This is a genomic window from Oceanotoga teriensis, from assembly GCF_003148465.1.
Classification (GTDB): Bacteria; Thermotogota; Thermotogae; order Petrotogales; family Petrotogaceae; genus Oceanotoga; species Oceanotoga teriensis.
In genome coordinates, this window is the sequence record NZ_QGGI01000003.1 from 117,300 (window position 1) to 143,689 (window position 26,390).

General features: G+C 27.7%; 31 protein-coding genes. 22 read left to right on the forward strand and 9 right to left on the reverse strand.

Translation table 11 applies throughout. The annotated features are described in order from the left end of the window. Positions 1-42: 42 nt before the first annotated feature. Together C7380_RS03255 and C7380_RS03260 are read right to left on the reverse strand one after the other, a co-directional pair. A complete protein-coding gene (locus C7380_RS03255; RefSeq protein ID WP_306765951.1) occupies positions 43-951 on the reverse strand; it encodes an IS3 family transposase in 909 nt (302 codons plus the stop codon). Then, positions 921-1,625, reverse strand: coding sequence for a helix-turn-helix domain-containing protein (locus tag C7380_RS03260; RefSeq protein ID WP_109604057.1), 705 nt, complete (start codon positions 1,623-1,625; stop codon positions 921-923). Before C7380_RS03260 ends, C7380_RS03255 begins: the two co-directional genes overlap by 31 nt. Before the next feature lie 64 nt (positions 1,626-1,689). Here C7380_RS03260 and C7380_RS03265 point away from each other — a divergent pair, with 64 nt between their 5' ends. The 16 genes from C7380_RS03265 to C7380_RS03340 all read left to right on the forward strand — a co-directional run bounded on the left by C7380_RS03265 (position 1,690) and on the right by C7380_RS03340 (position 14,540). Continuing rightward, positions 1,690-1,860, forward strand: a complete 171-nt coding sequence (locus C7380_RS03265; protein ID WP_306765952.1) for an ANTAR domain-containing response regulator — start codon at positions 1,690-1,692, stop codon at positions 1,858-1,860. Continuing rightward, positions 1,850-3,256 (forward strand): histidine kinase N-terminal domain-containing protein, encoded by a 1,407-nt coding sequence (locus C7380_RS03270; protein WP_109604059.1) that lies wholly within the window; start codon positions 1,850-1,852, stop codon positions 3,254-3,256. The genes C7380_RS03265 and C7380_RS03270 overlap by 11 nt, the downstream gene beginning before the upstream one ends. A gap of 98 nt (positions 3,257-3,354) precedes the next feature. Continuing rightward, a complete protein-coding gene (gene eutA, locus C7380_RS03275) occupies positions 3,355-4,785 on the forward strand; it encodes an ethanolamine ammonia-lyase reactivating factor EutA (protein ID WP_109604060.1) in 1,431 nt (476 codons plus the stop codon). A 24-nt stretch (positions 4,786-4,809) separates the two neighbouring features. After that, complete coding sequence (locus tag C7380_RS03280; RefSeq protein WP_109604061.1) at positions 4,810-6,174, forward strand: ethanolamine ammonia-lyase subunit EutB; 1,365 nt, start codon at positions 4,810-4,812, stop codon at positions 6,172-6,174. Between the two features lie 12 nt (positions 6,175-6,186). After that, positions 6,187-7,095, forward strand: a complete 909-nt coding sequence (gene eutC, locus C7380_RS03285; protein ID WP_109604062.1) for an ethanolamine ammonia-lyase subunit EutC — start codon at positions 6,187-6,189, stop codon at positions 7,093-7,095. An 11-nt stretch (positions 7,096-7,106) separates the two neighbouring features. After that, on the forward strand, positions 7,107-7,760 hold the full coding sequence (eutL, locus tag C7380_RS03290) for an ethanolamine utilization microcompartment protein EutL (protein ID WP_109604063.1): 654 nt from the start codon (positions 7,107-7,109) through the stop codon (positions 7,758-7,760). A gap of 12 nt (positions 7,761-7,772) precedes the next feature. After that, positions 7,773-8,282 carry a BMC domain-containing protein gene (locus C7380_RS03295; protein WP_109604064.1) on the forward strand — a complete coding sequence of 170 codons (510 nt, stop codon included), beginning with the start codon at positions 7,773-7,775 and terminating at the stop codon, positions 8,280-8,282. Then, entirely contained in the window at positions 8,279-9,748 is a 1,470-nt protein-coding gene (locus C7380_RS03300) for an acetaldehyde dehydrogenase (acetylating) (RefSeq protein ID WP_109604065.1), read from the forward strand. Before C7380_RS03295 ends, C7380_RS03300 begins: the two co-directional genes overlap by 4 nt. Before the next feature lie 32 nt (positions 9,749-9,780). After that, positions 9,781-10,065, forward strand: coding sequence for a BMC domain-containing protein (locus C7380_RS03305; protein WP_109604066.1), 285 nt, complete (start codon positions 9,781-9,783; stop codon positions 10,063-10,065). A 60-nt stretch (positions 10,066-10,125) separates the two neighbouring features. Continuing rightward, the gene (locus tag C7380_RS03310; protein ID WP_109604067.1) at positions 10,126-10,863 is read left to right on the forward strand and encodes a cobalamin adenosyltransferase family protein; all 738 of its coding nucleotides are present in this window, start codon (positions 10,126-10,128) and stop codon (positions 10,861-10,863) included. A 20-nt stretch (positions 10,864-10,883) separates the two neighbouring features. Continuing rightward, positions 10,884-11,495: an ethanolamine utilization phosphate acetyltransferase EutD gene (eutD, locus tag C7380_RS03315; RefSeq protein ID WP_109604068.1), complete on the forward strand. Its 612-nt coding sequence runs from the start codon at positions 10,884-10,886 to the stop codon at positions 11,493-11,495. A 19-nt stretch (positions 11,496-11,514) separates the two neighbouring features. Continuing rightward, positions 11,515-12,162, forward strand: coding sequence for a hypothetical protein (locus C7380_RS03320; protein WP_109604069.1), 648 nt, complete (start codon positions 11,515-11,517; stop codon positions 12,160-12,162). Continuing rightward, positions 12,159-12,431, forward strand: coding sequence for a EutN/CcmL family microcompartment protein (locus C7380_RS03325; RefSeq protein WP_109604070.1), 273 nt, complete (start codon positions 12,159-12,161; stop codon positions 12,429-12,431). The genes C7380_RS03320 and C7380_RS03325 overlap by 4 nt, the downstream gene beginning before the upstream one ends. A gap of 13 nt (positions 12,432-12,444) precedes the next feature. Beyond that, the gene (locus C7380_RS03330) at positions 12,445-12,969 is read left to right on the forward strand and encodes a BMC domain-containing protein (RefSeq protein WP_109604071.1); all 525 of its coding nucleotides are present in this window, start codon (positions 12,445-12,447) and stop codon (positions 12,967-12,969) included. Between the two features lie 17 nt (positions 12,970-12,986). Further along, positions 12,987-14,078 carry an ethanolamine utilization protein EutH gene (gene eutH, locus C7380_RS03335; protein ID WP_109604072.1) on the forward strand — a complete coding sequence of 364 codons (1,092 nt, stop codon included), beginning with the start codon at positions 12,987-12,989 and terminating at the stop codon, positions 14,076-14,078. Between the two features lie 12 nt (positions 14,079-14,090). Then, positions 14,091-14,540 (forward strand): EutQ-related cupin domain-containing protein, encoded by a 450-nt coding sequence (locus tag C7380_RS03340; RefSeq protein ID WP_109604073.1) that lies wholly within the window; start codon positions 14,091-14,093, stop codon positions 14,538-14,540. Between the two features lie 57 nt (positions 14,541-14,597). Here the strand turns inward: C7380_RS03340 and C7380_RS03345 are convergent, their stop codons facing one another. Both C7380_RS03345 and C7380_RS03350 read right to left on the reverse strand, forming a co-directional pair. Beyond that, positions 14,598-16,097, reverse strand: a complete 1,500-nt coding sequence (locus tag C7380_RS03345) for a 5'-nucleotidase C-terminal domain-containing protein (protein ID WP_109604074.1) — start codon at positions 16,095-16,097, stop codon at positions 14,598-14,600. Between the two features lie 22 nt (positions 16,098-16,119). Continuing rightward, a complete protein-coding gene (locus C7380_RS03350; RefSeq protein ID WP_158274762.1) occupies positions 16,120-16,995 on the reverse strand; it encodes a damage-control phosphatase ARMT1 family protein in 876 nt (291 codons plus the stop codon). A gap of 321 nt (positions 16,996-17,316) precedes the next feature. Here C7380_RS03350 and rpmH point away from each other — a divergent pair, with 321 nt between their 5' ends. The 6 genes from rpmH to C7380_RS03380 are packed head-to-tail and all read left to right on the forward strand — an operon-like array spanning position 17,317 to position 20,456. Further along, entirely contained in the window at positions 17,317-17,451 is a 135-nt protein-coding gene (rpmH, locus tag C7380_RS03355; protein WP_109604076.1) for a 50S ribosomal protein L34, read from the forward strand. 2 nt (positions 17,452-17,453) lie between these two features. Further along, positions 17,454-17,807, forward strand: a complete 354-nt coding sequence (gene rnpA / locus C7380_RS03360) for a ribonuclease P protein component (protein ID WP_206050499.1) — start codon at positions 17,454-17,456, stop codon at positions 17,805-17,807. Continuing rightward, positions 17,804-18,073, forward strand: a complete 270-nt coding sequence (gene yidD, locus C7380_RS03365; RefSeq protein ID WP_109604077.1) for a membrane protein insertion efficiency factor YidD — start codon at positions 17,804-17,806, stop codon at positions 18,071-18,073. Before rnpA ends, yidD begins: the two co-directional genes overlap by 4 nt. Before the next feature lies 1 nt (position 18,074). Further along, entirely contained in the window at positions 18,075-19,436 is a 1,362-nt protein-coding gene (yidC, locus tag C7380_RS03370) for a membrane protein insertase YidC (protein WP_158274763.1), read from the forward strand. 5 nt (positions 19,437-19,441) lie between these two features. After that, a complete protein-coding gene (gene jag / locus C7380_RS03375; protein ID WP_109604079.1) occupies positions 19,442-20,074 on the forward strand; it encodes an RNA-binding cell elongation regulator Jag/EloR in 633 nt (210 codons plus the stop codon). A gap of 22 nt (positions 20,075-20,096) precedes the next feature. Continuing rightward, positions 20,097-20,456, forward strand: coding sequence for a cupin domain-containing protein (locus C7380_RS03380; protein WP_109604080.1), 360 nt, complete (start codon positions 20,097-20,099; stop codon positions 20,454-20,456). 34 nt (positions 20,457-20,490) lie between these two features. On the opposite strand, the gene C7380_RS03385 is transcribed toward C7380_RS03380, so the two are convergent. The 5 genes from C7380_RS03385 to C7380_RS03405 all read right to left on the reverse strand — a co-directional run bounded on the left by C7380_RS03385 (position 20,491) and on the right by C7380_RS03405 (position 26,282). Continuing rightward, positions 20,491-21,216, reverse strand: coding sequence for a copper homeostasis protein CutC (locus C7380_RS03385; protein WP_109604081.1), 726 nt, complete (start codon positions 21,214-21,216; stop codon positions 20,491-20,493). Between the two features lie 12 nt (positions 21,217-21,228). Beyond that, positions 21,229-22,446, reverse strand: coding sequence for a serine--tRNA ligase (gene serS / locus C7380_RS03390; RefSeq protein ID WP_158274764.1), 1,218 nt, complete (start codon positions 22,444-22,446; stop codon positions 21,229-21,231). Positions 22,447-22,662: 216 nt separating this feature from the next. Next, positions 22,663-23,391 (reverse strand): pyruvate formate-lyase-activating protein, encoded by a 729-nt coding sequence (gene pflA / locus C7380_RS03395; protein WP_109604083.1) that lies wholly within the window; start codon positions 23,389-23,391, stop codon positions 22,663-22,665. Positions 23,392-23,453: 62 nt separating this feature from the next. Then, on the reverse strand, positions 23,454-25,688 hold the full coding sequence (pflB, locus tag C7380_RS03400; RefSeq protein WP_109604084.1) for a formate C-acetyltransferase: 2,235 nt from the start codon (positions 25,686-25,688) through the stop codon (positions 23,454-23,456). 273 nt (positions 25,689-25,961) lie between these two features. After that, complete coding sequence (locus tag C7380_RS03405) at positions 25,962-26,282, reverse strand: AraC family transcriptional regulator (RefSeq protein WP_109604085.1); 321 nt, start codon at positions 26,280-26,282, stop codon at positions 25,962-25,964. Between the last annotated feature and the right edge of the window lie 108 nt (positions 26,283-26,390).

A 26,390-nucleotide genomic window follows, 5' to 3' on the forward strand; every position in this document is an offset into this window, starting at 1 on the left:
TGAACTGACCCATGTCAAGTAGACACAAAAATTAATAAAAAATTATATACAATTGGATGCTTGGTTTCTGAACTCAACAGGAGCCATGCATCCAAGTTTTTTCTGGAATCTACGATTGTTATAAAAATCAATGTATTTGTGAATAGCTTTCTCTAATTCTTCAAGAGAATTAAACTTCTTACCATAAAACATCTCAGATTTAAGAGTACCAAAAAATCCTTCCATAGGGCCATTATCTATACATTTACCAACACGAGACATACTTTGTGTCATTTCAGATTCTTCTAGTTTAGTTTTAAATACTCTACCAGTATATTGAAATCCCCTGTCACTATGAAATATTGGTTTAGCTTCTGGATATTTTTCTATTGCTTTATCGAACATTTTGAATACAAGTCTGTTGTCGTTTCTATATGATGTTTCATATACCACTATATCGTTACCATGTAGATCCATTACAGGACTTAAATAAAGTTTTCTTGTATCTGTTGGTATTGAAAACTCAGTTACATCTGTCAACCATTTTTCATTTGGGTTTTCTGTACTGAAATCTCTGGATAGTATGTTCTCTTTTGTGTATTCAGGTTTTGTCCTCTTACGATTAATTTTCTTTCTTCTTATCCTGGAAGATACTCCTAAAAGTTTCATCAGTCTGTGTATATAACCTTCAGAATATTCTTTTTGGTTTAATCTGTTTATGTACATGGTCATTCTTCTGTATCCAAGTATCCCGTCATATGTAGCATGGTATTCTTGAATTAGATTACATATAGTTTCATCTTGAATTTCTTTTTGTGGTTTTTCCCTTTTTTGATTTTTGTAGTATGAACTTCTGGATATTTTCAACACATCACACAACATTTTAACTGTGTATCCTTTGGTTTTGTAGTAATCTACCGTTTTGTATTCACCATATTGTTTTACTCTCGAGATTCTCTTTCTTTTTGGAATTCCTCTTTTTTTTTATGTACTTCTAACTCAAAAGCTAATCTTTTGTTTTTAGCTCTTTCTCTTTCCAATTCAAGTTTTAATTTCTGATTTTCTGTCAGTTCATCTTCTTTTATGTCAGTTTTAGATTTAGGACCACGTTTCCCATATTTGAGTGATTCAGGACCTTTGTTTAAATACATCTTTGTCCATTTATATACTGAAGAATATTTTATTGCATGTTTATCTGCAGCTTCTTTGTAGTTCATATCGTTGTTTATTACCCATTTAACTATTTCTAATCTTTCTTTGTATGTAGTTTTTCTTGACTCCATGGTATAGACATCTCCTTTCGGATCATAATCTTTCAATTCTATACCATTATAATACTTATTTATCCAATTTTTTATTATTGAAACATGAATATCATATTTTACTGATAAATCCATGGCTGAAAATTTTCCATCTATGTATTTTTTAACTACAAATAGCTTGAATTCCTTACTGTATGATTTATTTCTTTTTGTTATTTCAAATACTTTTTCTCCATGTTGTATATATCTGTGATACCAATCACTTAAAGATGATTTATCACATCCCACTGATTTTGATATACTTTTGAAACTTCCTTTTCCTGCTATGTAATCTTTACATGCTTTTACCTTTGTTTCTTTACTATATTTCCCTTTTCTCGACATAATAAATATACCTCCAAAGCAGCTTTGTAATTTTTATTAATTACGTGTCTACTTTGGAGGTATCATATCAAAACTTGAAGATAGAAAAATTATAGAAAAAGCAAAGGGTATACTAATGGAAAAAGAAAATTTATCTGAAAAAACTGCTTTTGAAAGAATAAGAACATTAAGTATGAATAAAAGATGTTCTATGAAAGATATAGCAGAGGCTATTGTGATAAGTTATGAAGAGTAAAATATGTGAATTATGTAAAAAATATACAGACCTTGATGAAGAAGATATAAAAATATTAGAAAACTATTCTTTATGTATGGATGCAGTAGCTGATATTGAAAATGCTGATGTATTTATAGATAGTTTGACAAGAGATAATGATGAAGCTATAGTGATAGCCCAAGCTAAGCCTAAAAATACAAAATCAATGTATAACAGATCTGTTATTGGTGAAATAGCTTATAGAAAAAATGAACCAGCAGTTTTAAGGACTTTACAACTTGGAATATCGACCAAAGATATAAAAGCACTAACTCAAGAAGAAGTTAGTGTAAGGCAAACAGTAGCCCCAATAAAAAATAAAGATAAAGTAATAGGAGTTTTAATCATAGAAAAAGATATAACAGAGAAAATAAATAAAGATAAATATATGGAAGTATTGGAACAGAGTTATGAAAAGCTTACAGATACTTTGTTGTATATGACTGAAAATGATGGTACTATAACAAATCATATTGATGAAATAATAATGATGTTTGATGAAGAGGGAATACTAAAATTTGCCAATTCAGTAGCTGAAGAATTATATTTAAAACTTGGGTACAGAGATAACCTTATAGGTATGAAATATGATAATGTTTCTCTTGATGATTCGAAGTTTAAAGATATAATAAATGAAGGTTGTATACAAGAAAGTGAGATAAATTATGGGAAATATTTTTTTAATATAAAAAAAATAATATCCAGTAGAGAATCTTTCAAATTAATTCTAATGATTAAGGATATAACGGATATGAAAGAAAAAGAAAAAGAACTCATACTAAAATCTGTAGCAATAAAAGAAATACATCATAGAGTAAAAAATAATCTTCAAACTATTGCCAGTTTATTGAGACTTCAATCAAGGAGATGTGTTAGCGAAGAAGCTAAAAATGCATTAAATGAAAGTATGAATAGAATTTTAAGCATATCTGCTACTCATGAAATACTTTCTCAAGAAGGTCTTGATGAACTTTATATATTTGAGGTTATAAAGAACATAAAAACAAGTATTATGCGGGCTTACAGAAATCCGAATGCAGAACTTATAATAAATTTAATGGGTGATGATTTCAAAATAAGCTCTGATAAATCAACATCTATAGCTCTCATAATAAATGAATTACTTCAAAATTGTATAAAATATGCTTTTATAGGGAAAGAAAAAGGACAAATAGATATAAAAATTGAAAGAGGTGATTTATATTCTACAATATCAATTATAGATAATGGTATTGGTTTTGATATAAATCATATGAAAAAAAATAGTCTTGGTTTTACAATAGTAGAGAGTCTTGTCAAAGACAAACTTTATGGTAATATAAAAATAAATTCTGATAAAAATGGAACGAAAGTTTTGTTTGATTTTAAAAATTAAATAATAAAATACAATGATGTATTAAAAAAAGCAATGAGGCTTAAAACTATTTTTTATAGTTTTAAGCCTTTTTATTTTTCAAAAGAAGGTGTCGTTGAATGAAAGAAAAGTTTTTAAGTGCAGGTATTGATATAGGAACTTCTACAACGCAACTTGTTTTTAGTGAAATAACTATAGAAAATATGGCTTCTGATTTTACAGTTCCAAGAATAAAAATAGTAGATAAAGAAATAGTTTATAGAAGTAATATATACTTTACACCTTTGATAAATCAAAATGAAATTGATGGTGAAAAGGTAAGAGAAATAGTTGAAATTGAATATAAAAAAGCTGGATATGAATCAGAAAATATAAAAACTGGTGCAGTTATTATAACTGGAGAAACAGCAAGGAAAAAAAATGCAAATGAAGTTTTACAAAATCTTAGTGGATTAGCAGGAGATTTTGTAGTTGCGACAGCTGGACCAGATTTAGAATCAATAATTGCAGCTAAAGGTGCTGGAGCAGATATTTTATCAGAGAAAAAAAGAAATACAGTTGTAAATCTCGATATAGGTGGAGGAACTACAAATTTAGCTGCTTTTCATGATGGAATTCTTTTAGATACTGGATGTCTTGATATAGGTGGAAGATTGATTAAATATGATAATTATAAAAAAATTACATATATTTCACCTAAGTTACAAAAAATAATAGAAAATGAAAATATAAATTTAAAAGTTGGACAAGAGATAGATTTAATAGAATTAAAAAAAATAATAAATATTATGGTTGATTTACTTTATCAATCTATAAACAAAAAAGAAATGAGTTCGTACTATGACTTTATTTTAACTAATAAAGGAATAAAACAAGATATAAATGTTGATTGTATAACCTTTTCTGGAGGTGTTGCTGATTATGTATACAATCAAAACTATGAAGATCTTTTTAAATATGGAGATATTGGAATTATATTGGGGAAAGCTATAAAAGAATCTAATTTATTTAAAAATATAGATATTGGACAAGCAGTTGAAACGATAAGAGCAACTGTTGTAGGAGCTGGAACACATACAACTGATATATCTGGAAGTACAATAACATATTCTGAGCAACTTTTACCATTAAAAAATGTGCCTATATTAAAACTTGAAAAACATGAAGAAATTTTAGATAATAAAGAATTTATATCTGTTATAAATAAGAAAATTTCTTGGTTTGAAAATGAAAATTCTCTTCAACAAATAGCTATAGCGATAAATGGAAAAGAATATACAAAATTTGTAGATATACAAAATCTTGCACAAAATCTAATAGATGGAAGTAAAAAATTATTAGATTTGGGCTATCCATTAATAGTAATAGTAGAAAATGATATAGCAAAAGTATTAGGTCAAACTCTAAATAGCAAATTAAATTATAAAAAAGAATTAATTTGTATAGATGGAATAAAGGTTGAAAACGGAGATTATATAGATATTGGTAAACCTTTGGCCGAAGGTAAAGTATTGCCTGTTGTTATAAAAACTTTAGTTTTTAATTCATAAAAAATGAATGAAGGAGTGACTATAGTGAAATTAAAAGCCAAATTATTTGGTCATACGTATTCTTTTAAATCGATAATGGATGTTATGGCTAAAGCTAATGAAGAAAAATCTGGAGACAAGCTTGCAGGAATATCGGCTAATTCTTCAGAAGAAAGAGTTGCAGCAAAAGTAGTTTTATCTGAATTGACTTTAGAAGATTTGAGAAATAATCCAGCAGTTCCATATGAAGAAGATGAAGTTACAAGAATAATTCAGGATCAAGTAAATGAAAAAATATATGCTGAATTAAAAAATAAGACAGTCTCTGAATTTAGAGAATGGATACTTGATGAAAATACTACTGGAGAAATGATAAGAAGAGCTAGTAGAGGGATAACAAGTGAAATGGTTGCGGCTGTTGCAAAATTAATGTCAAATCTTGATTTAATATATGCTGCGAACAAGATAGAAATAACTGCTCATTGTAATACAACTATAGGATATAAAGGCAGATTATCTGCAAGATTACAACCAAATCATCCTACAGATAATCCAGATGGAATATTAGTATCATTGATGGAAGGATTAAGCTATGGAGTTGGAGATGCTGTTATAGGTTTAAATCCAGTTGATGATTCTGTTGAAAGTGTTACAAGAGTACTCAAAAAATTTGAAGAATTTAAACAAAAATGGGAAATTCCAACACAAAATTGTGTTTTAGCTCATGTAACAACACAAATGGAAGCTATAAAAAAAGGTGCACCATCAGATCTTATATTTCAGAGTATTGCTGGATCTCAAAAAGGGAATGAAGCTTTTGGGATAACTGGAGAAATGATAGAAGAAGCAAGACAACTTGCATTAAAAGAGGGTACTGGAGCAGGACCTAATGTTATGTATTTTGAAACAGGTCAAGGTTCAGAGTTATCAGCAGATGCTCACAATGGAGTAGATCAGGTTACTATGGAAGCGAGATGTTATGGATTTGCAAAAAAATATGATCCTTTTCTTGTTAACACAGTTGTTGGATTTATAGGTCCTGAATATTTATATGATAGTAAACAGGTTATAAGAGCTGGACTTGAAGATCATTTTATGGGAAAACTCACAGGTATATCTATGGGCTGTGATGCTTGTTATACAAATCATATGAAAGCTGATCAAAATGATATAGAAAATCTTGCTGTACTTTTATCTAATGCAGGCTGTAATTATTTTATGGGTATTCCCCATGGAGATGATGTAATGCTTAACTATCAATGTACAGGTTATCATGAAACTGCAGCATTAAGACAATTATTGGGATTAAAACCTATTAAAGAATTTGAAATTTGGTTAGAAAAAATGGGTATTATGAATAATGGAAAATTAACTGAAATTGCCGGAGATGCTTCAATATTTCTTAAATAAAGAGGTGGGAAAATGCAACTTGAAAGCAGTGAATTAAAAAAATTAGTTGAACAAGTTTTAAATGAAATGACTTCAGGTAACACAGAAAAAGTAAAAGAAGAAGTTATTAATAAAGTACAACAAACTAATAATATAACATCTGATTCTAATATAGAAGAAGGTTGTATTGAAGATATAACAGAAACAGATTTAAAAACTCAGTTATTAGTTGAAAATCCAGCTGATAGAGAAGGATATTTAAAAATGAAACAAAATACTCCAGCAAGAATAGGAGTTGGAAGAGCAGGAGTTAGATATAAGACATTATCTTCTTTAAGATTTAGAGCAGATCATGCCGCAGCTCAAGATGCTGTTTTTTCTTATGTATCTGATGAGTTTTTAAATGAAATGGGACTTTTCACAGTTCAAAGTAAGTGTAAAACAAAAGATGAATATATAACTAGACCTGATTTAGGAAGGAAAATAAATGAAGAAGGTATTGATCTGATAAAAGAAAAATGTAAAATAAATCCAACAGTACAGATATTAATTGCAGATGGATTAAGTTCTTCAGCTATAGAAGCAAATTTAAAAGATATACTTCCATCAATTGTACAGGGGCTAAAAGGTTTTAATATAGATATTGGAACTACATTTTTTGTAAAACTTGGTAGAGTTGGAGTTATGGATCATGTTTCAGAAATAACGAATGCAGAAGTTACTTGTTTATTAGTTGGAGAAAGGCCAGGGCTTGTTACTGCTGAAAGTATGAGTGCTTATATTGCATACAAAGCTAAAGTTAACATGCCAGAAGCAAGAAGAACAGTTATATCTAACATACATAAAGGTGGTACTTCTGCTGTAGAAGCAGGTGCTCATATTGCTGAGCTTATAAAAACTATGTTAGAGAAAAAAGCAAGTGGAATTGAATTAAAAGCTTAGGAGGTAAACTTATGAAAAATGATGCTTTATATGCAAAAGTATTGAGTACAAAAATAATATCAAATGTAAGTCCTGATCTTGCAAATGAGTTAAAATTAAAATCTCATCATAAAAGTTTAGGTTTGATAAGTGCTGATATAGATGATGTTACATACACTGCTTTAGATGAAGCAACAAAAGCAGCAGATGTTGAGGTTGTTTATGCTAAATCTATGTATGGTGGTTCTGCGAATGCAAATACTAAACTTGCTGGTGAAGTTATAGGTATTATAGCAGGACCAAATCCAGCAGAAGTAAGAAGTGGATTGAATGCTGCGATAGATTTTATTGAAAGTGGAGCACATTTTATATCAGCAAATGAAGATGATTCAATTACATATTATGCTCATTGCGTATCGAGAAGTGGATCATTTTTATCAGAGACAGCTGGAATACAAGAAGGAGAACCTATAGCTTATTTAATAGCACCACCTCTTGAAGCAATGTATGCATTAGATGCTGCATTAAAAGCGGCAGATGTTAAAATGGCTACATTATATGGACCTCCTTCAGAAACAAATTTTGGTGGAGCATTATTAACAGGAAGTCAATCGGCATGTAAGGCAGCATGTGATGCATTTGCACAAGCAGTTCAACAAGTAGCAGAAAATCCTACAAATTATTAAGGCTAAATAATAATGAATGCTTTGGGTTTAATAGAAGTATATGGATATTTGGGTGCTATTGAAGCTGCCGATTCAGCACTTAAAGCTGCAAATGTTAAATTGATTGACTGTGAGAAGGTAAGAGGTGGTTTAGTATGTGTGAAATTAACAGGTGATGTAGGAGCTATAAAAGCTGCTGTAGATGTTGCAGAAGAAAAAACTAAAAATTTGAATGTATATGTATCAAGCCATGTTATCGCTAAACCAGATGATTCATTAAAAAAAATATTAGAAATAAATAAAAAAATAAATACTGAATCAAAAAAAGAAATAATAAAAGAAGAAAAAAGTGAAGTTTCAAAAATAGAAACAGATAATAAAATTATATTTACAAAAGAAGAACTTGAATCAAAAACTGTGGAAGAACTTAGAAGAATGGTAAGAAATATAAAAAGTTCAATGTCAAATAAACAAATAAAGTATGCAAGAAAAGACAAATTAATAGAAGAATTATCCCGTTATTATAAAAGGGGGAATAAATGATGTTGCAGGATAAAGACTTATTATCAATACAAGAAGTAAGAGATTTAGTAAAAAAAGCAAAAGAAGCTCAAAAAATTCTTGCTAATATGAATCAAGAACAGATAAATAAAATAGTAAAAGCAATTTCAGAAGCTGGTTATACAAATAGAGAAAAATTGGCTAAAATGGCTCATGAAGAAACTGGATTTGGAAAATATCAGGATAAAATAGTAAAAAATACATTTGCCAGTAAAGTGGTTTATGAAAATATAAAAGATTTAAAAACTGTAGGTATTTTAAATGAAGATAAAGAAAATAAAATATTAGAAATTGCTGTACCAGTAGGAGTTGTAGCTGGATTAATTCCATCAACAAATCCAACTTCAACTGCAATTTATAAAGCAATGATAGCTTTAAAAGCAGGAAATTCAATAGTTTTTTCACCACATCCAAATGCTAAAAAATGTATATTAGAAACTGTAAAAGTTATAAAAGAAGCTGCTTTAAAAGCAGGAATGCCTGAAGATGCTATTTCTTGTATAAGTATTCCAAGTATGCAAGGAACTACAGAATTGATGAAACATGATGATGTTTCTCTTATACTTGCAACAGGTGGTTCGGCTATGGTAAAAGCTGCCTATAGTTCGGGTACTCCTGCAATAGGTGTTGGACCGGGAAATGGACCAGCTTTTATTGAAAAATCTGCAAATATAAAATTAGCTGTAAAAAGAATAATAGATAGTAAAACATTTGATAATGGTACTATTTGTGCTTCTGAACAATCCATTGTTGTAGAAAAAGAAACTGAAGAAAAAGTTGTAAAAGAATTAAAAGCTCAAGGTGCATATTTTATGACAAAAGAAGAAGCAGACAAATTGTCTAAATTTATCTTGAGATCAAATGGAACTATGAATCCTCAAATAGTTGGTAAAAGTCCACAAGTTATAGCTGATCTTGCTGGAATAAAGATTCCTGAAAATACAAAGGTATTGATAGCCTACGAAGAAAATGTTGGTCCTAAATATCCATATTCAAGAGAAAAATTAGCTCCAATACTTGCTTTCTATGTTGAAAAAGATTGGAAATCGGCATGTGACAGATGTATTCAAGTTTTATACAATGAAGGTGCTGGCCATACAATGATAATTCATAGTGAAAATGAAAAAATAATAAAAGAATTTGCATTGAAAAAACCAGTATCAAGAATTTTAATAAATACTCCAGGTTCATTGGGTGGAATAGGAGGAACAACAAATTTAGTTCCTGCATTAACACTTGGATGTGGTGCTGTTGGAGGAAGTGCTACATCAGATAATATAGGACCTATGAACTTAATAAATATAAGAAGAGCAGTATATGGAATACGTGAACTTGAAGATTTAAAAGAAAATAAAGATTCAAATGAAAACAATAATACAATTTCTGAAGATTATGTAAATTTAATAGTTGAAAAAATAGTACAAAAATTAAAAGAAAAAATAAATTAAATTAATTATTCATCTCAAAGGAGGTTTTACAAATGCCAAGTTCAAATGCATTAGGTATGGTAGAAACAAGAGGATTGGTAGGTTCAATAGAGGCAGCAGATGCAATGGTAAAAGCTGCTAATGTAACATTAGTAGGTAAAGAACATGTTGGTGGTGGATTAGTAACTGTAATGGTAAGAGGTGATGTAGGAGCCGTTAAAGCAGCAACTGATGCAGGAGCAGCAGCAGCAGAAAGAGTTGGGGAATTAGTATCTGTACATGTAATTCCAAGGCCACATTCTGAAGTAGACGCAATATTACCTAAAGTACAAGGTTAATAATTATAAGGCTGTCTCAAACAAAAAATTGAGACAGCCATTTTATAAGGATGTGAAATAATGAGTTTATTAACCGAAAATGAAGTGAAAAAAATTATAAAAGAAAACAAAGATAAAATAATAATAGATGATAAAACTATAATAACTCCTTCAGCTAAAGAGTTAATAGATGGTAAGAAAATAAAACTCATTAGAGAAAAGGAATTGAATAAAGTATTTAAAGATGAAAAAGAAAATAAAAAAAATACACCAAAGTTTAAATATATATATGGTGGTTATTATGATGAAAAACCTGAACATCTTACTCAATTATTTGGTAATAATCTTGTCCCAAAAAATCATAAAAGAATAATTTTTAGAGGTAAAATAGATAGTTTAGAATCTAAAATATTAGAAGTTCAAGTATATTGTAAAAATAATAAAAAAGAAAAACTATTAAAAGATTTAGAAGATGTTCTTATTTTTGTAAGAAAAATTTTAAGAGCAGAAGTATTAGATGAAGAATTAAAAGATTTTAACCTTATAGGTTTAAATGAAGAAGAAATACATGAAATGTCACATTATCCTAAAAAATATTTTGGTATAGGGCATATTTTTCCTGAATATACCATGGGAGATTATGTAATATATTTAAACTCTATTAGAAGTCTTGTAAGAGAAACTGAAATAAGTGCGTACAATGCTTTTTCTAATTCAGAAAATGAAATAAGTAGACTTGATATAATAAAATATTTAAATAGATTAAGTAGTTGCTTATATGTAATGATGTTTAAATATTTATCTGGAAAATATAATTAAATTTAAGAGGTGTACTTTAAATGGAAAAAATTATAGAAAAAATAACTGATAAGGTTATAAATGAATTATTTATAAAAGTAGAAGCTTCTGGAAGACATGTACATCTATCTCAGGAACATTTAGAGTTATTATTTGGAAAAAATTATAAATTAACAAAAACTAAAGATCTTTCACAGCCTGGTCAATATGCTTGTGAAGAAAGAGTGACCTTAATAGGTCCAAAAGGAAAAATAGAAAATGTTGTTATTTTAGGACCTGTTAGAAAAAATACTCAAGTAGAAGTTTCTAAAACAGATCTTAGACCATTGGGATTAAATGCTCCAATTAGAGAATCTGGAGATATAAAAGGTTCTGGTTCAATAAAGATAAAAACAGAAAAAACTGAATTAGAAATAAAAGAAGGACTAATAATAGCTAAAAGACATATTCATATGACTCCAGAAGATGCTAAAAAACATGGAGTTAAAGATAAAGAAATAGTAAATGTAAAAATTTTTTCAAATAGACCTTTAATATTTGAGGATGTAGTTATAAGAGTTAGTGATAATTATAAAACTTTTATGCATATAGATTATGATGAAGCAAATGCATGTGGATTCAAGAAAGACACTTTAGCAATTATAAAAAAGTAGCTATAAGGTGGGGAAAAACTTGAATACTAAAGAATTAGTTGAATTAATAACTGTTGAGGTAATTAAAAGATTAAAATTAAAAAATAAAAAGAAATTATTGGTTTTAAATGAAGGATTTAAAAGTTTAGATGATTTATTAACAGATTATGAAATAATTCATTATTCTGAAGATCTTGAATTAAAAGATTTTGATGAAATTTATTTAGGAAAAATGGATTTAAAGATGATTTCACATTTGGCCAATGGAATAATAATAAATGAAATAGAAGATTTAATTTTAAAATCTCTTCTGAAGGATAAAAAAATATTTTTATTTTCTGAAGATATAGAATTAAAAAAATTCAATAATACTAAAAACACAAATTTATATAAAATTTTTAATCAAAATATTGAAAATATAAAAAATATCGGAATAATAATATTAGATGAAAAAATAGATATAAAAGAAAATATAAACATTAATACAAAATATAAAAATGAAGTTAAAGAAGAAGATTCAATAATTTTAAAAAATAAATTAATAACAGAAAATGAGTTAAAAAAATTAGGATTAAAAAATGGATCGAAAATAAATATTGGAAATAAATCCATAATAACTCCTCTTGCAAAAGATTATATAAGAATACATAAAATAAGACTGACTAAAAGTCAGGAGGAAAAAATATGATTATTGCAAAGGTAATCGGAAATATATGGGCTACGAGAAAAGATGAAAAATTAAATGGATTTAAATTTTTAGTTGTTAAACAATGTAACACTCAAACAGATAATCAATTTGTTGCAGCAGATATGATTGGTGCTGGAATAGGGGATACTGTACTAATAACAAAAGGAAGTTCGGCAAGGAATTCTCTTGAAAATACAAATATACCAATTGATGCAGTAATTGTTGGGATAATAGATAGCCTTGAAGTGGATGAAGGATTATTAAAATAAAGGTGATTATATTATGTTTAAATCAATTGGAATAATAGAAACGAGATCAATAGCTTTTGGTTATGAAATAGCGGACAAATTATTAAAAGATTATGATGTTGAACTATTACAATGTAAAACAAAATGTCCAGGGAAATTTATTATAATAATATGTTCAGATACTCAAAATGTAAACGATGCAATTATTAGTATAAAAAGACATAAAAATTTAATAGGGAATTTGTTGATTTCAGATGCTCATCAAAAATTAATAGATGGCTTAAAAAATAAATTTGATACATATAAAAATGGTGCAATAGGTATAGTAGAATCTTTAGATATAGTTACAGGTATTAATAGTCTTAATAAAATTTTAAAAAATAATAATGTAAATTTACTAAAATTAAATCCATCGATTATGATAGGTGGAAAATGCTATTTCATAATAAATGGAGATCTTAGTTCTGTAGAACAGGCAATATTTGGGGGCATAGATAAAAAAAGATTACAAACAAGTGTAATAGCAAATCCTGATACAGAATTAATAAGTAAATTATAAAATGGGGAGGAAAACAAATGGAAATAATAAATACTATTATAATAGATATAATGGTTGTATTTATGGCTTTAGGAGCTATTGATAAATGTTTGGGAAACAAATTTGGTTTGGGTGAAAAGTTTGAAGAAGGTTTCATGGCTATGGGAGCTTTGACAGTTGCTATGGTTGGAGTTATTTCATTGGCACCGGTATTAAAAAATATATTAGAACCAGTTATAGTACCAGTTTATAAATTTTTAGGAGCAGATCCTTCAATGTTTGCAACAACATTGCTTGCTTGTGATATGGGTGGGTATCCATTAGCTATGGAACTTGCTTTAACAGAAGAAGCAGGAAAGTTTGCTGGAATAATTCTTGGATCTATGATGGGACCAACTATTGTTTTTACAATACCTGTTGCATTGGGAATAATAAAAAAAGAAGATCATAAATATCTTGCTACTGGAGTTTTAGCAGGTATAATAACTATACCAATTGGAACTTTAGTTGGTGGACTCGTTGCTGGATACAGTATAATAATGATTTTAAGAAATTTAGTACCTATAATAATATTTGCTGTTTTAATAGCAATTGGATTAAAATTAATCCCTGAAAAAATGATAAAAGGTTTCAATGTTTTTGGAAAAATAGTAGTTATAATAATAACTCTTGGTCTTGCTGCTATAATTATAGAAACATTAACAGGTCTTGTTATAATACCTGGAATGAAACCAATATCTGAAGGTATAAAAGTAGTGGGAGATATAGCAATAGTACTTGCTGGAGCATTTCCTATGGTATATGTTATAACTAAAGTATTTAAAAAACCTTTAATGAAATTAGGAAAAACTTTGGGAATGAATGAAATAGCTGCTGCTGGTATGGTTGCAACGCTTGCTAATAACATTCCTATGTTCGGTATGATGAAAGATATGAATGCAAGAGGAAAAGTAATAAATGTAGCTTTTGCGGTTAGTGCATCTTTTGTGTTTGGAGACCATTTAGGTTTTACAGCCGGTGTAGAGAAGGGTATGATATTTCCTATGATTGTTGGAAAACTTGTTGGTGGAATTACTGCAGTTGTTTTAGCTTGTTTTATAGCTTCAAGAAGTTCTCTTGTAAAAGAATAAGGAGTTGTTAAAATGGAAATAAATAAAGAAATTATAGAAAATATAGTTAGAGAAATTTTAACAGAAGGATTAAAAAATAATTCAGAAATAAAGAAAAATATAGAACCTTTGTCAGGAATTCTTTCTGTTGATATGAATACAGTTAAACCAGAAAAATTTGATACTGGAAAAGAAGGAGATCAAGTTTATTTAAAAGACATATTAACATTAGAAGAAAGTCCAAGACTTGGAGCAGGTTTAATGGAAATGAAAGAGACAACATTCGATTGGACTTTAGAATATGATGAGGTTGATTATATAATAGAAGGTACACTTGAAATCAATATAAACGGCAAAAAAGTTAAGGCCAGTGCCGGAAATGTAATATTTATACCTAAAGGATCATCAATACAATTTTGTGTGCCAGATTACGCCAAATTTCTATATGTTACCTATCCAGCAGATTGGGCATCTCAAAAGTAATATTAATTGACCTAAAAAAATAGGAGACATTTTATAAATGTCTCCTATTCGAACATATTAATTTTTTACAATAATTCTTTTTTCAATATTAGAATTTTCTATAGTTCCTAAATGCATTATATATTCTTTTAAAACATCTGCAGCTACAAAACCTGTATCATAACCATTTAAACCCTTTAACATTTTATAGCCATCTCCACCAGATGCTAAATAATTATTTGTTGCTACATTATATACTTTGTTGATATCGAGAGGTTCTCCATTTATCATTATATTATTAGCTTTTCCATCTACTATTTCAAAGGTTACACCTGAAACATGTAATTTTGCACCTTGACCATCTGGTATTGTTGCTGCAAAATCTAATACTTCTTTTACTGTATTTCCATTTAATTTCATAACATAAACTGTATTTCCAAAAGGAAGAACTGTTAATATATCCCTATAAGAAATATCACCTTTATCAATGGAAGCTCTTATACCTCCACCATTCATAAAACCAAAATCTGAATCTGTTTTCCATACCATAGAATCAACAATTAAATGACCTAAATTGGTTTCTCCACTTCTAACATGATTTCTTTCACCATCAAGATATACATTAGTTACTCCAACTTTTTCATTCAATTTTTCAGCACCCATATTATAATACATATCTGCTATCATCTTTATAAAAGGATCTTCTTTTATCTGTGAATTTACAGGTATCTGCTGAGCTTTCCAATCGATTACTCTTCCATCTTCTATCCACATATCAACTCTTCCAACATATTTTCCCCATTCTCCTGACTGAGTTAATATGGTATTGTTTATCATTTCAGGATTTTCCAATAAAGTATGAGAATGACCATCAACTATCAAAGCTATATCATTTCTATTCAATGCAATTTCATTTGATGTTGTATAGCCAACTGGAAGATTAGGTTTATTACCACTATAATAACCTAAATGGCTCAAAACTATTTGAATATCTGATTTTTCTTTAAGAACAGGCATATAATCATTTAAAGCTTCATAAGCACTTGAAAACATATTATTTTCAAGATAAAGAGATTCTAATACAGTTGTTTGTTCTGTTGTTAAGCCGATAATACCAACTTTTAAATCTCCAAAATCTTTAACTATATAAGGATCAAAAATAGGATATAAATTTTTATCTACAAAATTAGCACTTAAAAAAGGAAATCCTGCATATCTCTGTTGCATTTTTAAAGTGTTAAGAGGAATGTCAAATTCATGATTACCAAGAACCATTGCATCTGCACCCATATAATGTAAAGCTACAAAATCTGGTATAGCATCTAATTGATCTGATTCTGGTACACCTGTGTTAACATCACCAGCATGTAAAAATAAAACATGGCCACCCTTTTTCTCCACTTCAGCTTTTACATCATTAACAATAGTTGCAATTCTTGCAAATCCTCCGATATCTTTATCAAAAGACCATACATGTCCATGTGTATCATTTACATGGAGAACAGTCAACTGAACAGGTTCAGCAAATAAAGATAATGCGATTAATAAAATGATAAATAGTCCTACTACTTTCTTCACCTATATCCCCTCCCGGTTAGATTTAAAGGTTTTTTAATACTATTTCACCAACATTAACACCAAGAACATCTGCTATAGTTTTGCATTTTGCCATTAATATATAAAAAATATTTCCATTTTCAAATTCAAGTCCTTCAAAATTACCTTGTCCTTTTGAAATTATAACATCTGAATTATCAAAAATATTTTTAAAAGCAGTATTTACATTAGATAAAATAGTTCCAGGATATATAGAACCACTTTCAATTGGAATTGAAACTTCTTTCAAATTTATCTCTTCTGTATCTTTTAAAGTAGCATCATTTATTATTGGAGTACTTCTGACTGCTGAATGAATCATTAAATCTGGGTACTTATCTTTTATCACCTTTATTAGTATCTTGTCAAGTACAATTTCGCCAGCATTATCATGAATAAATAGCAATGAATTTGCATTTTTTAATTTTTCATCTAAAATATCAAAATCATTAATACTAAATTCTCTGTTTTTTGTTAAATTTTCTATTTCCCACTCTAGTTCTCCAAAAGAATTTTTTATGCCATAATCTATAAGATTTCCCACTGCAGATAATTTTGTGGCAAGTTTTATAGGATTTTTACTATTTCTACAAAATTCTAATAAATCATCATACATTTCAAGAAAAATTTGATTAGAATTAGTTTTTTCATTTTCATAATAATCCCTTTTCCCAAATAACTCATAAAATTTATCATACATATTTAAAGATATTTCAATGGGTTTTAAACCATAAAAAGAATTATCTACAACACTTTTTAAAATATCTTTATAAGCATTAAATAGCTCTTCTTCAGTATAATCATTTATTTTTTTTACTTTATTGATTAAATTAAGTCCATTTTTGGCGACACAGTTTAAACACTCATAACTTGCTTTCATAAAAAACACGCTCCTAATATTATTATATAACATTATTATATAATATATAAATTAAATTAAGTTTTGTTATTATTATTGTTATTAAATCTTTATGTTAAAAATATCTTTCTATTGAGACGCTTTTCATACATACTTTTAACAGAAAAACAATAAATTTTTTCTATACTTTTTACGGTATAATGTGATATAATAATTTGGTTTGATGTTTATTTCAAATCATTATTGTTACTTATATTTATTGACATTAAAACATTTTTATGTTTATAATTAATGTTGAGAAAAATCTAAATTTTGTAGAATATATAAAGGGAGGTAAGTACATTGAAAAGAACATATCAGCCATCAAGAATAAAAAGAAAGAGAACACACGGTTTCTTAGTTAGAAAAAGAACAAAAGCTGGTAGTAGTGTATTGAGAAGAAGAAGAGCTAAAGGAAGAAAAAGATTAGCAGTTTAAGGATGAACACTCAAAGATTATACAAAAATGAACGTCTGAGACTAAGAAGAGATTTCAAGAATCTTTTTAACGATAAGGGAAGAGCAGTTTCTTCATATTTTGTTCTCGTTTACAAAGAGAATGGACTTGATCATTGTAGAATTGGAATATCAGTCAAAAAAAAATTTGGGAAAGCTCATCTCAGAAATAAAGTTAGAAGATATATAAAGGAAGTTTACAGAAAAAACAAAGAAGATTTTCCATTTGGCTATGATATTTTATTTATACCAAGAAAAGGATTATCTGATTGTTTTAAAAATGTAAATTATCATGATATTGAAAATATGATTTTTAATGTTGTGGGTAAGATAAAATGAAATTTATAGTACTCGCGCTCATAGATTTTTATAGAAAAATCATATCCCCTTTAAAACCTCCAACCTGTAGGTTTACACCAACATGTTCCACTTACACATATACTGCTGTGGAAAGGTTTGGTGTTTTTAAAGGGTTATATCTCGGTCTCAGACGTATTTTAAGATGTCATCCTTTTAATCCTGGTGGTGAAGATCCAGTGCCAGTAAAATTTTCGTTCTTTTTAAGCAAAGTAAATGATAACAATAAGACCAGAAGGGGTGCTTGAATTGAAAAAGTATTTATTAATAATAGGACTTTTGGTCCTAAGTATTTTTGCATTTGCTTTACCATCTATAGATGTTACTGAGAATGCGACCGATAATTCTTTGAAGATTGATATGAAACTTATGAATATTGAACTTGACAAATTAGGGCATATGAAAAATGTTTCCGTTGTAGAATTTAAAATAAAAAAATTCAATACTATTTATGAATATTTAAATGATTCATTCGATATTATTGATCCGGAAACTCAAGAAGAAATTTTGCCAGATAATTATAGTTACAGAATCGATGCAGATGAAAAATTTATAGAAGTATCTTATTTTTATGGAAATACAGGAGTTAAAACTTATAGATTTTATAATGATCCAAACTTTCATTTTGATTTAGAACTAAATAATTTAGAGGGATATGTAAAAATTCCTACAATTTCTTATCAACCTGGAATAAGAATTATGGATTCAAGAATGATTTCTTATATAGAAAAATTACCAGATACTGGTAAGAAGTTTAAAGCTTTATTTGCAATTGATGCACCATCTAAAATTGAAAATAATTTAAGTTTTTATACACAGGGGAAAACAAATGCAAAAATTTATATGGGACCATTTAAAAGGACTTTTGTAAAAGAAACCTTTTCTGAAAATACTTATAACGACATAAAAACCATGTTAAAAGAAGTTGGAGCATTAGGTTGGTTATCATCTATTTTTTATTGGTTTGTTGAATTTTTATGGTGGCTTTATAATATAACTGGAAATTTTGGTTGGGCTATAATAATATTTACAGTTATAATAAGATTAGTATTGTATCCTTTATATCATAAACAAACAAAGTCTATGGTTCAAATGAGAGAAATTCAACCAGAAGTAGATAAATTGAAAAAGAAATATTCCAATCCTCAAAAACAACAAGAAGAAATGATGAAACTTTATAGAGAAAAAGGAATTAATCCAGCTGGAGGATGTTTGCCAGCATTGATACAATTGCCAGTCTTTTTAATACTTTGGCAGACTATACAATATTTTGGAGAAAGTTTTGCATATAATCCAAAATTCTTAATTTGGAATGATCTTTCAGAAGGTGGTTTTGTAACAAACTTACTATTAATAGTTATATCATTAATAGCATATATTTTAAACGCACTTTTAAGTTCTCAAAATTCAAAGATGGCTTGGCAATCTATAGGTATGTCAGTTATATTCCCTATATTCCTTGCTAATTTGCCAGCAGGTGTATTCCTTTACTATGCTACAAATGCTTCTATTCAAGTTCTTATGACTTTCTATAATAATAAGAGACATGGTATAAAAGGAATATCTGTTAGAGAACTATTTGGACTCGGCCCTAAACCTGTTAGGAGGTGAATTTAATGATTAAAATAAAGTCACAGCAATTTACATCTAAAAACCTAGAAGAAGCTTTAGAAAAAGCGCAATTAGAATTTGGGGTTGAAAAGAATGAAATATCCTATAAAGTTATACAAGAATCAAGTAAAGGTTTTTTATTTGGAATAGGAAGTAAACCTATAATTATAGACGCTTTTATAAATGAAAACTTTTTAGTCAATAAAATAAAAGAATTTTTATCAGAAGTATTAATTCATTTTGATGAAGATATAAAGACCAATATAAAAGTATTTGGAAAAACTATTGTTATATATTTAGATGGTGATGGACTTGGTAAACTCATAGGAAAACATGGTAGAACATTAGGCGCATTACAACATTTAATAATGATATATATAAATAGAATGACAGATACTAAAGTAGATATAAAACTCGATATTGGTGAATATAGAAAAAAGAGAAGAAGGAAAATAGAAGAAATAGCAGAACAAGCTGCATTAAAAGTAAAAAAACAAAAAAATGAAGTAGAGCTTGCTCCAATGTTTTCATTTGAGAGAAAGACTGTACATGAATATATAAGAAAAAACCATCCAGAAATAAAAACTAAATCTGTTGGGTTAGAACCTTACAGAAAAGTTGTTCTCATATCACAATAACATTTTAAAGGGGTGAAAAATTATGAAAAAAGTTATTACAGATAATGCAAAAAATGTTGCCCCAATACTAATAAACAATGAAACCGTTAAAAATGTTGAAAAAAGAATACTCATAGGAAGTAAACAAGAAGCACCGAATTTTGTTATGAGACTTTTTACTGTTAAACCTGGTGGACATTCACCTAAACATAGTCATAATTGGGAACATGAGGTTTTTATAGTAAAAGGAAAAGCAGAAGTATTTAATGGTGAAGAGTATATTGTTGTGGAAGAAGGAAGTTATGTTTTTGTTCCACCAGAAATAGAGCATCAATTTAAAAATGTTGGAAAAACAGATTTAGAATTTATATGTGTAATACCAAATACAGCAGATGAAGAATAAAAACATGAAATATAAAAATCCGCATAGTATTAAACTATGCGGATTTTATAATATTTTTTATATTTTTAATTTTGTTTAAATCAGTTTTAAAAATTTTATCATCATCCATGTATCCAATTAAAGCTTCTTTTTTAAATATCATATTTGATTCAAATATTTTTTTTGCTGACATATGAATATCATCAACACCAGTGTTTAATATAGAAAGTATATTTTCTTCTGAAATACCACTTCCAGCCATAATTTTAATTTTATTATTAGCTCTTTTAACTATTTGTTCCATCATTTTTAAATCATCATAAGCTTTATCTTTCCCAGCGGAAGTAAGAACTCTATCTACTCCAACATCTATTAAATCATCTATAGATTTTAAAATATCTTTAGATCTATCTATTGCTCTATGAAAAGTTACTTTTAATGGATAAGCCAATTCTAAAATTTGTTTAGTTTTAAGCTTATCTATATTACCAAATTTATCTAAAAATCCAATCACTACACCATCCATTTCAAGATCTTTTGCTAAGATAACATCTTCTTTAATAGTATCAAATTCAAATTTATTATAAAGAAAATCTCCAGCACGAGGTCTTATTATTGGATATAGTTCTATATCTATCAATTTTCTGGCTTTTTTCATCAGACCATATGATGGAGTAGTTCCACCAAGACTTAAATCCGAACATAATTCTATTCTATCAACTCCAGCATTATTAGCAATTATTGCCGATTCTAAAAGATCAACAGATATTTCTAAAGTCATAAAATCCCTCCATTAAAAATAATTAAAATTTAAATATTTCTTTAAAGGTTCTGGTACTAATATTCTACCATCTTCAGTTTGATTTTGTTCAATTATAGCTAATAAAGTTCTATCAGTTACAAGAGTACAATTTAATGTATGTGGATAAATAAATAAATCATTTTTTAAGTATTTGATATTAAGTCTTCTACTTTGAAAATCTAATATATTAGAACCAGAGTGAGTTTCTCTATATGCTTTAAAACCTGGAAACCAAGATTCTATATCATATTTTTTAAAAGCAGGAGCTCCTAAATCTCCACTACAAACATTTACAACTCTAAAATGTAAATCAAGACTTTTCATAAAATCAATTGAATTTTTGATTAAGAAATCAAAATATTTTTCTGAATCTTCTGGTTTACAAAAACAAATTTGTTCTACTTTATTAAATTGATGTACTCTAAATATACCTCTACTTTCTTTTCCATAAGAACCTGATTCAGTTCTAAAACATGGAGTATAAGCTGTATATAAAATAGGTAAATCTTTTTCTTTTAATAATTTATCCATATTATAAGAAATGAGCGTTTGTTCAGAAGTTCCAATCAAATTTAAATCTTCATCTTCTATTTTATAATTTTCATCAGAAATGAAAGGTATAAATCCTGTACCATAAAGACTTTTTTTTCTTGTTAATATTGGAGTAAACATCAATTCAAAATTTTTTTCTAATAAAAAATCTATGGCATAATTAATTAATGCCCTTAAAACGATTGCTCCTTTATTTTTCCAATAATAAAAACCATTACCAGAAACTTTTGAACCTTGTTTAATATCAAGAATATCTTTTTTTACACATAATTCATCATGTATTAAAGGTATAAAATTAAAAATTTTTTTTTCATTATATTTATAAATTTCTATATTATCTTTTTCATCTAAACCAATGGGGACATCATCTGAAAGAATATTAGGGATTCTATCTAAATAATAATTCCTTTTATTTGTTATAGATTTAAATTTTAATTCTAATTTTTTTAAATCCTCTTTTAAAACTTTTATTTTTTGTGAATTTTTGGGACCATTTAAACTATTTTTTAATTGTCTCAAATCATCAATTCTTTTTTTTATATTTCTGAATTCATTATCTAAAGATATCAATTCATCAATATTGAGATTTATATTTCTTTTATTACAAATTTCTTTTACCTCTTTCGGGTTCTCTCGTATAAATTTTATGTCTAACACTGTTACCATCTCCTTTTATAAAAAAAAATGATGCTATAAAAATAGCATCATTTTAGATATTTGAAATTTGTTAAAATAAATTAACAAACTCACAGCTATCAAAACGATGCTGTAAGTTGGAGGATAAAACGATATTAAAATTTTTAATATTATTAATCATATAGATCACCTTATATATTTTTTATTAAATTATTATATCATAATTAATTTATATAGTCAAACAATAATACCTTTACTAATAAAAATATCTTTGACTTTTCTTAATTTATTATTATCTGGTGGTAAAACATCTGACAATTCGTATTTTAATCCTAAATTTTGCCATTTATATTCTCCCATTTTATGAAAAGGAAGTATTTCTACTTTTTCAACATTTTTAAGTTCTTTTATGAAATCAGCAAGATCATTTAATAATGATTCTTTATCATTCAAAGTTGGAACTAAAACATGTCTTATCCAAGTAGGTTTATTTATTTCTGATAAATATTTTGCAAATTCTAAAGTAGGTTTTAATTCAACTCCTGTTATATTTTTATATATTTTTTCATCTATAGCTTTAATATCAAGAAGTACTAAATCTACATATTTTAAAACATCTTTAACCTTATCATTGAATATATATCCTGAAGTATCTACAGCAGTATGCAATCCTTCTTGTTTAAATCTTTTTAAAATTTCTTTTAAAAAATCTATTTGCATAAAAGGTTCTCCGCCTGTTATTGTAACTCCTCCATTTTTTATAAAGCTTTTGTACTTTAAAACATGATTTACCACAAATTCTGGTGATCTATGATATTTAGCTTCTTTTATATTCCAAGTATCTGGATTATGACAAAATTTACATCTCAAAGGACAACCTTGCATGAAAATTACAAATCTTAACCCAGGTCCGTCTACAGTTCCACAAGATTCAAAAGAATGTAATTCTCCAATTAGTCTATTCAAAGTAAATCACCTTCTAACAAAAAACTGCCGTAATTATTTTTTATATTACGACAGTTATTATTTTAAATTCTTTCTGCTATTGTTCTGTTTATAACATCTAGTTGTTGTTCTTTAGTAAGTTTTACAAAATTAACGGCATAACCTGAAACTCTAATAGTTAATTGAGGATAATTTTCTGGATGTTCCATAGCATCTATTAAAAGATTTCTATTAAAAACATTTACATTTAAATGCTGACCACCATTAGGTGTGAAATATCCATCTAATAATGAAATTAAGTTTTTTTGTCTTTCTTCATCTGTTTTTCCCAAAGTTGATGGAGTAATTGCAAAAGTATATGAAATTCCATCATTTGCATGTTCAAACGGAAGTTTTGCAACAGAAGATAATGAAGCAATAGCTCCTCTTTTATCTCTACCATGCATAGGATTTGCGCCTGGTGCAAAAGGTTCACCAGCTTTTCTTCCATCAGGAGTACTTCCAGTTTTTTTACCATAAACTACATTTGAAGTTATTGTTAAAATTGATTGAGTAGGTACTGCGTTTCTATACATCTTATGTTTTCTAAGTTCATTCATAAAATATTCTACAGTTTCAACTGCAATATTATCAGTTTCATCTTCATTATTTCCAAAAGCTACATATTCACCTTCTATTTTATAATCGATAGCAAGACCAACATCATTTCTTATTACTTTTACCTTAGCATTTTTAATTGCAGCAAGAGAATCAGCTATTATAGATAATCCTGCAATACCGAATGCTTCTGTTCTTATAACTTCAGCATCATGTAAAGCCATTTGTACTGCTTCATAGGAATATTTATCATGCATAAAATGAATTATATTTAATGCTTTAACATAAACTCCAGCTAACCATTTCAACATATTTTGAAGTTTTTCTTTTACTTCTTCATAATTTAAGTATTCGGAATTTATAGGTTCATACTTTGGAGCAACTTGCACACCTGTTTTTTCATCTTTTCCTCCATTTATTGCATATAATAAAGCTTTTGGAAGATTTACTCTTGCACCAAAAAATTGCATTTGTTTACCTATTTTCATTGGAGAAACACAACAAGCTATACCATAATCATCTCCAAATTCGGGTCTCATTAAATCATCATTTTCATATTGTAAAGCTGAAGTATCTATTGAAACTTTTGTACAATACTTTTTCCAATTTTCTGGAAGACGTTCAGACCATAAAATTGTCATATTAGGCTCTGGTGCAGAACCTAAATTATATAAAGTATTTAAAAATCTAAAAGAAGTTTTTGTTACAAGACTTCTACCATCTACACCCATTCCACCAATTGATTCTGTAACCCAAGTTGGATCACCTGAGAATAATTCATTATAAGAAGGGGTCCTTAAAAATCTAACAATTCTCAATTTCATTACAAAATGATCTATATATTCTTGAGCTGTTTTTTCATCTATTATTCCATCATCAAGATCTCTCTTTATATAAATATCTAAAAAAGTAGAAACTCTACCTAAAGACATTGCGGCTCCATTTTGTTCTTTAACAGCTGCAAGATATCCAAAATAAGTCCATTGAATAGCTTCTTTTGAATTATTAGCTGGTTTTGAAATATCAAAACCATAAGATAAAGCCATATTTTTTAAAGCATTCAAAGCTTTTATTTGTTCTGAAAATTCTTCTCTTTTTAATATTAATTCTTCATCCATATCATATTTATTATATTTCTCTGAAAGTAAAAATTTCTTTTCTTCTATTAATTTGTCTACACCATATAAAGCAACTCTTCTATAGTCACCAATAATTCTACCTCTACCATATGCATCTGGTAATCCTGTAACAATACCAGATCTTCTACAAGCTCTTATTTCATCTGTATAAGCAGAAAATACACCATCATTATGTGATTTTCTGTACTTAGTATATATTTTTTCAGTGGTTTCATCGAGAGTATAACCATATGCTTCAAGTGATTGTTTTACCATTCTAAGTCCACCATTTGGGAAAATTGCTCTTTTTAATGGTTTATCTGTTTGAACACCAACTATTTTTTCGATTTCTTTTTCAATATAACCTGGATCATAATTGTCTATTTGTGATGGTTCTGATGTTTCTGCATCATATATACCTTTTTCATTCTCAACTTTAAACATTTCAGATAATTTATTCCAAAGTTTCTTTGAATTTTCTGTTGCTTCTGCAAGAAATTTTTCATCCCCGGTATATTCAGTATAATTATTCTGAATAAAATCTCTCACATTAATTTCTTTTTTCCATAAATCGCCTTTAAAACCTTTCCATTCTTCAAACATACTTTACCCTCCCACTATATGATTTGAGAAAAAATTGTACAATATATAGTACAATCATATGATATAATAATTCTATTTCTGACATATAAAGTCAAGTTTAAGTTTTATGTTTTAAATTTATATTGATATTAAAATATATTAAATTTTTTGATGATATAAATTGCTAATATTTAATAAAATGAAAAAAATATTATTATTTAATTAAAAAAGAGACGCTTATGGCGTCTCTATAAACAGATATATATTAACTTCTAATTTATGATAAAATATTTTTTATAACTCTACTTTAATAACAGGATCACATAGATAAGTTATTAATAGTTCAGGTTGAACTTGTGTAAAACTATTTTGATACCATTCAAAAGAAGGTCTATTTGAATCAAACTTCCATCCACTATTTGGAAGCCATTCTTTTCTCCATTTATCCCAGATATTTCCAATTTCTTCATAAGAACCTTGATGGGTTAAAATAGCATACATTCCACCAGGAGTTTCATAATATTTCAATCCAAAATCTTCTTTAATTTTTTTAGGAATACTCATACATACACCCCATCTTTTTTTATTCCAATCTATTTGAGTACTCTTTTTCACAAGATCATCTCCATTATATATTAGTTTTAAATTAAAAATCTGTCCAAACTTGTCATTTTTATATTAAAAATATTATAAATTATTTTGATATAATAAATAAGAAATAAA

Excerpts from the sequence above, each read along its gene's own strand:
- eutL (WP_109604063.1), top strand. The coding sequence starts at position 7,107 with ATGAAAAATGATGCTTTATATGCAAAAGTATTGAGTACAAAAATAATA.
- C7380_RS03340 (WP_109604073.1), top strand. The coding sequence starts at position 14,091 with ATGGAAATAAATAAAGAAATTATAGAAAATATAGTTAGAGAAATTTTA.
- rnpA (WP_206050499.1), top strand. The coding sequence starts at position 17,454 with ATGAACACTCAAAGATTATACAAAAATGAACGTCTGAGACTAAGAAGA.
- C7380_RS03270 (WP_109604059.1), top strand. The coding sequence starts at position 1,850 with ATGAAGAGTAAAATATGTGAATTATGTAAAAAATATACAGACCTTGAT.
- C7380_RS03380 (WP_109604080.1), top strand. The coding sequence starts at position 20,097 with ATGAAAAAAGTTATTACAGATAATGCAAAAAATGTTGCCCCAATACTA.
- eutD (WP_109604068.1), top strand. The coding sequence starts at position 10,884 with ATGGAAAAAATTATAGAAAAAATAACTGATAAGGTTATAAATGAATTA.
- C7380_RS03350 (WP_158274762.1), bottom strand. The coding sequence starts at position 16,995 with ATGAAAGCAAGTTATGAGTGTTTAAACTGTGTCGCCAAAAATGGACTT.
- C7380_RS03305 (WP_109604066.1), top strand. The coding sequence starts at position 9,781 with ATGCCAAGTTCAAATGCATTAGGTATGGTAGAAACAAGAGGATTGGTA.
- C7380_RS03310 (WP_109604067.1), top strand. The coding sequence starts at position 10,126 with ATGAGTTTATTAACCGAAAATGAAGTGAAAAAAATTATAAAAGAAAAC.
- eutA (WP_109604060.1), top strand. The coding sequence starts at position 3,355 with ATGAAAGAAAAGTTTTTAAGTGCAGGTATTGATATAGGAACTTCTACA.
- C7380_RS03325 (WP_109604070.1), top strand. The coding sequence starts at position 12,159 with ATGATTATTGCAAAGGTAATCGGAAATATATGGGCTACGAGAAAAGAT.
- eutC (WP_109604062.1), top strand. The coding sequence starts at position 6,187 with ATGCAACTTGAAAGCAGTGAATTAAAAAAATTAGTTGAACAAGTTTTA.
- C7380_RS03330 (WP_109604071.1), top strand. The coding sequence starts at position 12,445 with ATGTTTAAATCAATTGGAATAATAGAAACGAGATCAATAGCTTTTGGT.
- C7380_RS03300 (WP_109604065.1), top strand. The coding sequence starts at position 8,279 with ATGATGTTGCAGGATAAAGACTTATTATCAATACAAGAAGTAAGAGAT.
- C7380_RS03385 (WP_109604081.1), bottom strand. The coding sequence starts at position 21,216 with ATGACTTTAGAAATATCTGTTGATCTTTTAGAATCGGCAATAATTGCT.
- jag (WP_109604079.1), top strand. The coding sequence starts at position 19,442 with ATGATTAAAATAAAGTCACAGCAATTTACATCTAAAAACCTAGAAGAA.
- yidD (WP_109604077.1), top strand. The coding sequence starts at position 17,804 with ATGAAATTTATAGTACTCGCGCTCATAGATTTTTATAGAAAAATCATA.
- eutH (WP_109604072.1), top strand. The coding sequence starts at position 12,987 with ATGGAAATAATAAATACTATTATAATAGATATAATGGTTGTATTTATG.
- pflB (WP_109604084.1), bottom strand. The coding sequence starts at position 25,688 with ATGTTTGAAGAATGGAAAGGTTTTAAAGGCGATTTATGGAAAAAAGAA.
- C7380_RS03295 (WP_109604064.1), top strand. The coding sequence starts at position 7,773 with ATGAATGCTTTGGGTTTAATAGAAGTATATGGATATTTGGGTGCTATT.
- C7380_RS03260 (WP_109604057.1), bottom strand. The coding sequence starts at position 1,625 with ATGTCGAGAAAAGGGAAATATAGTAAAGAAACAAAGGTAAAAGCATGT.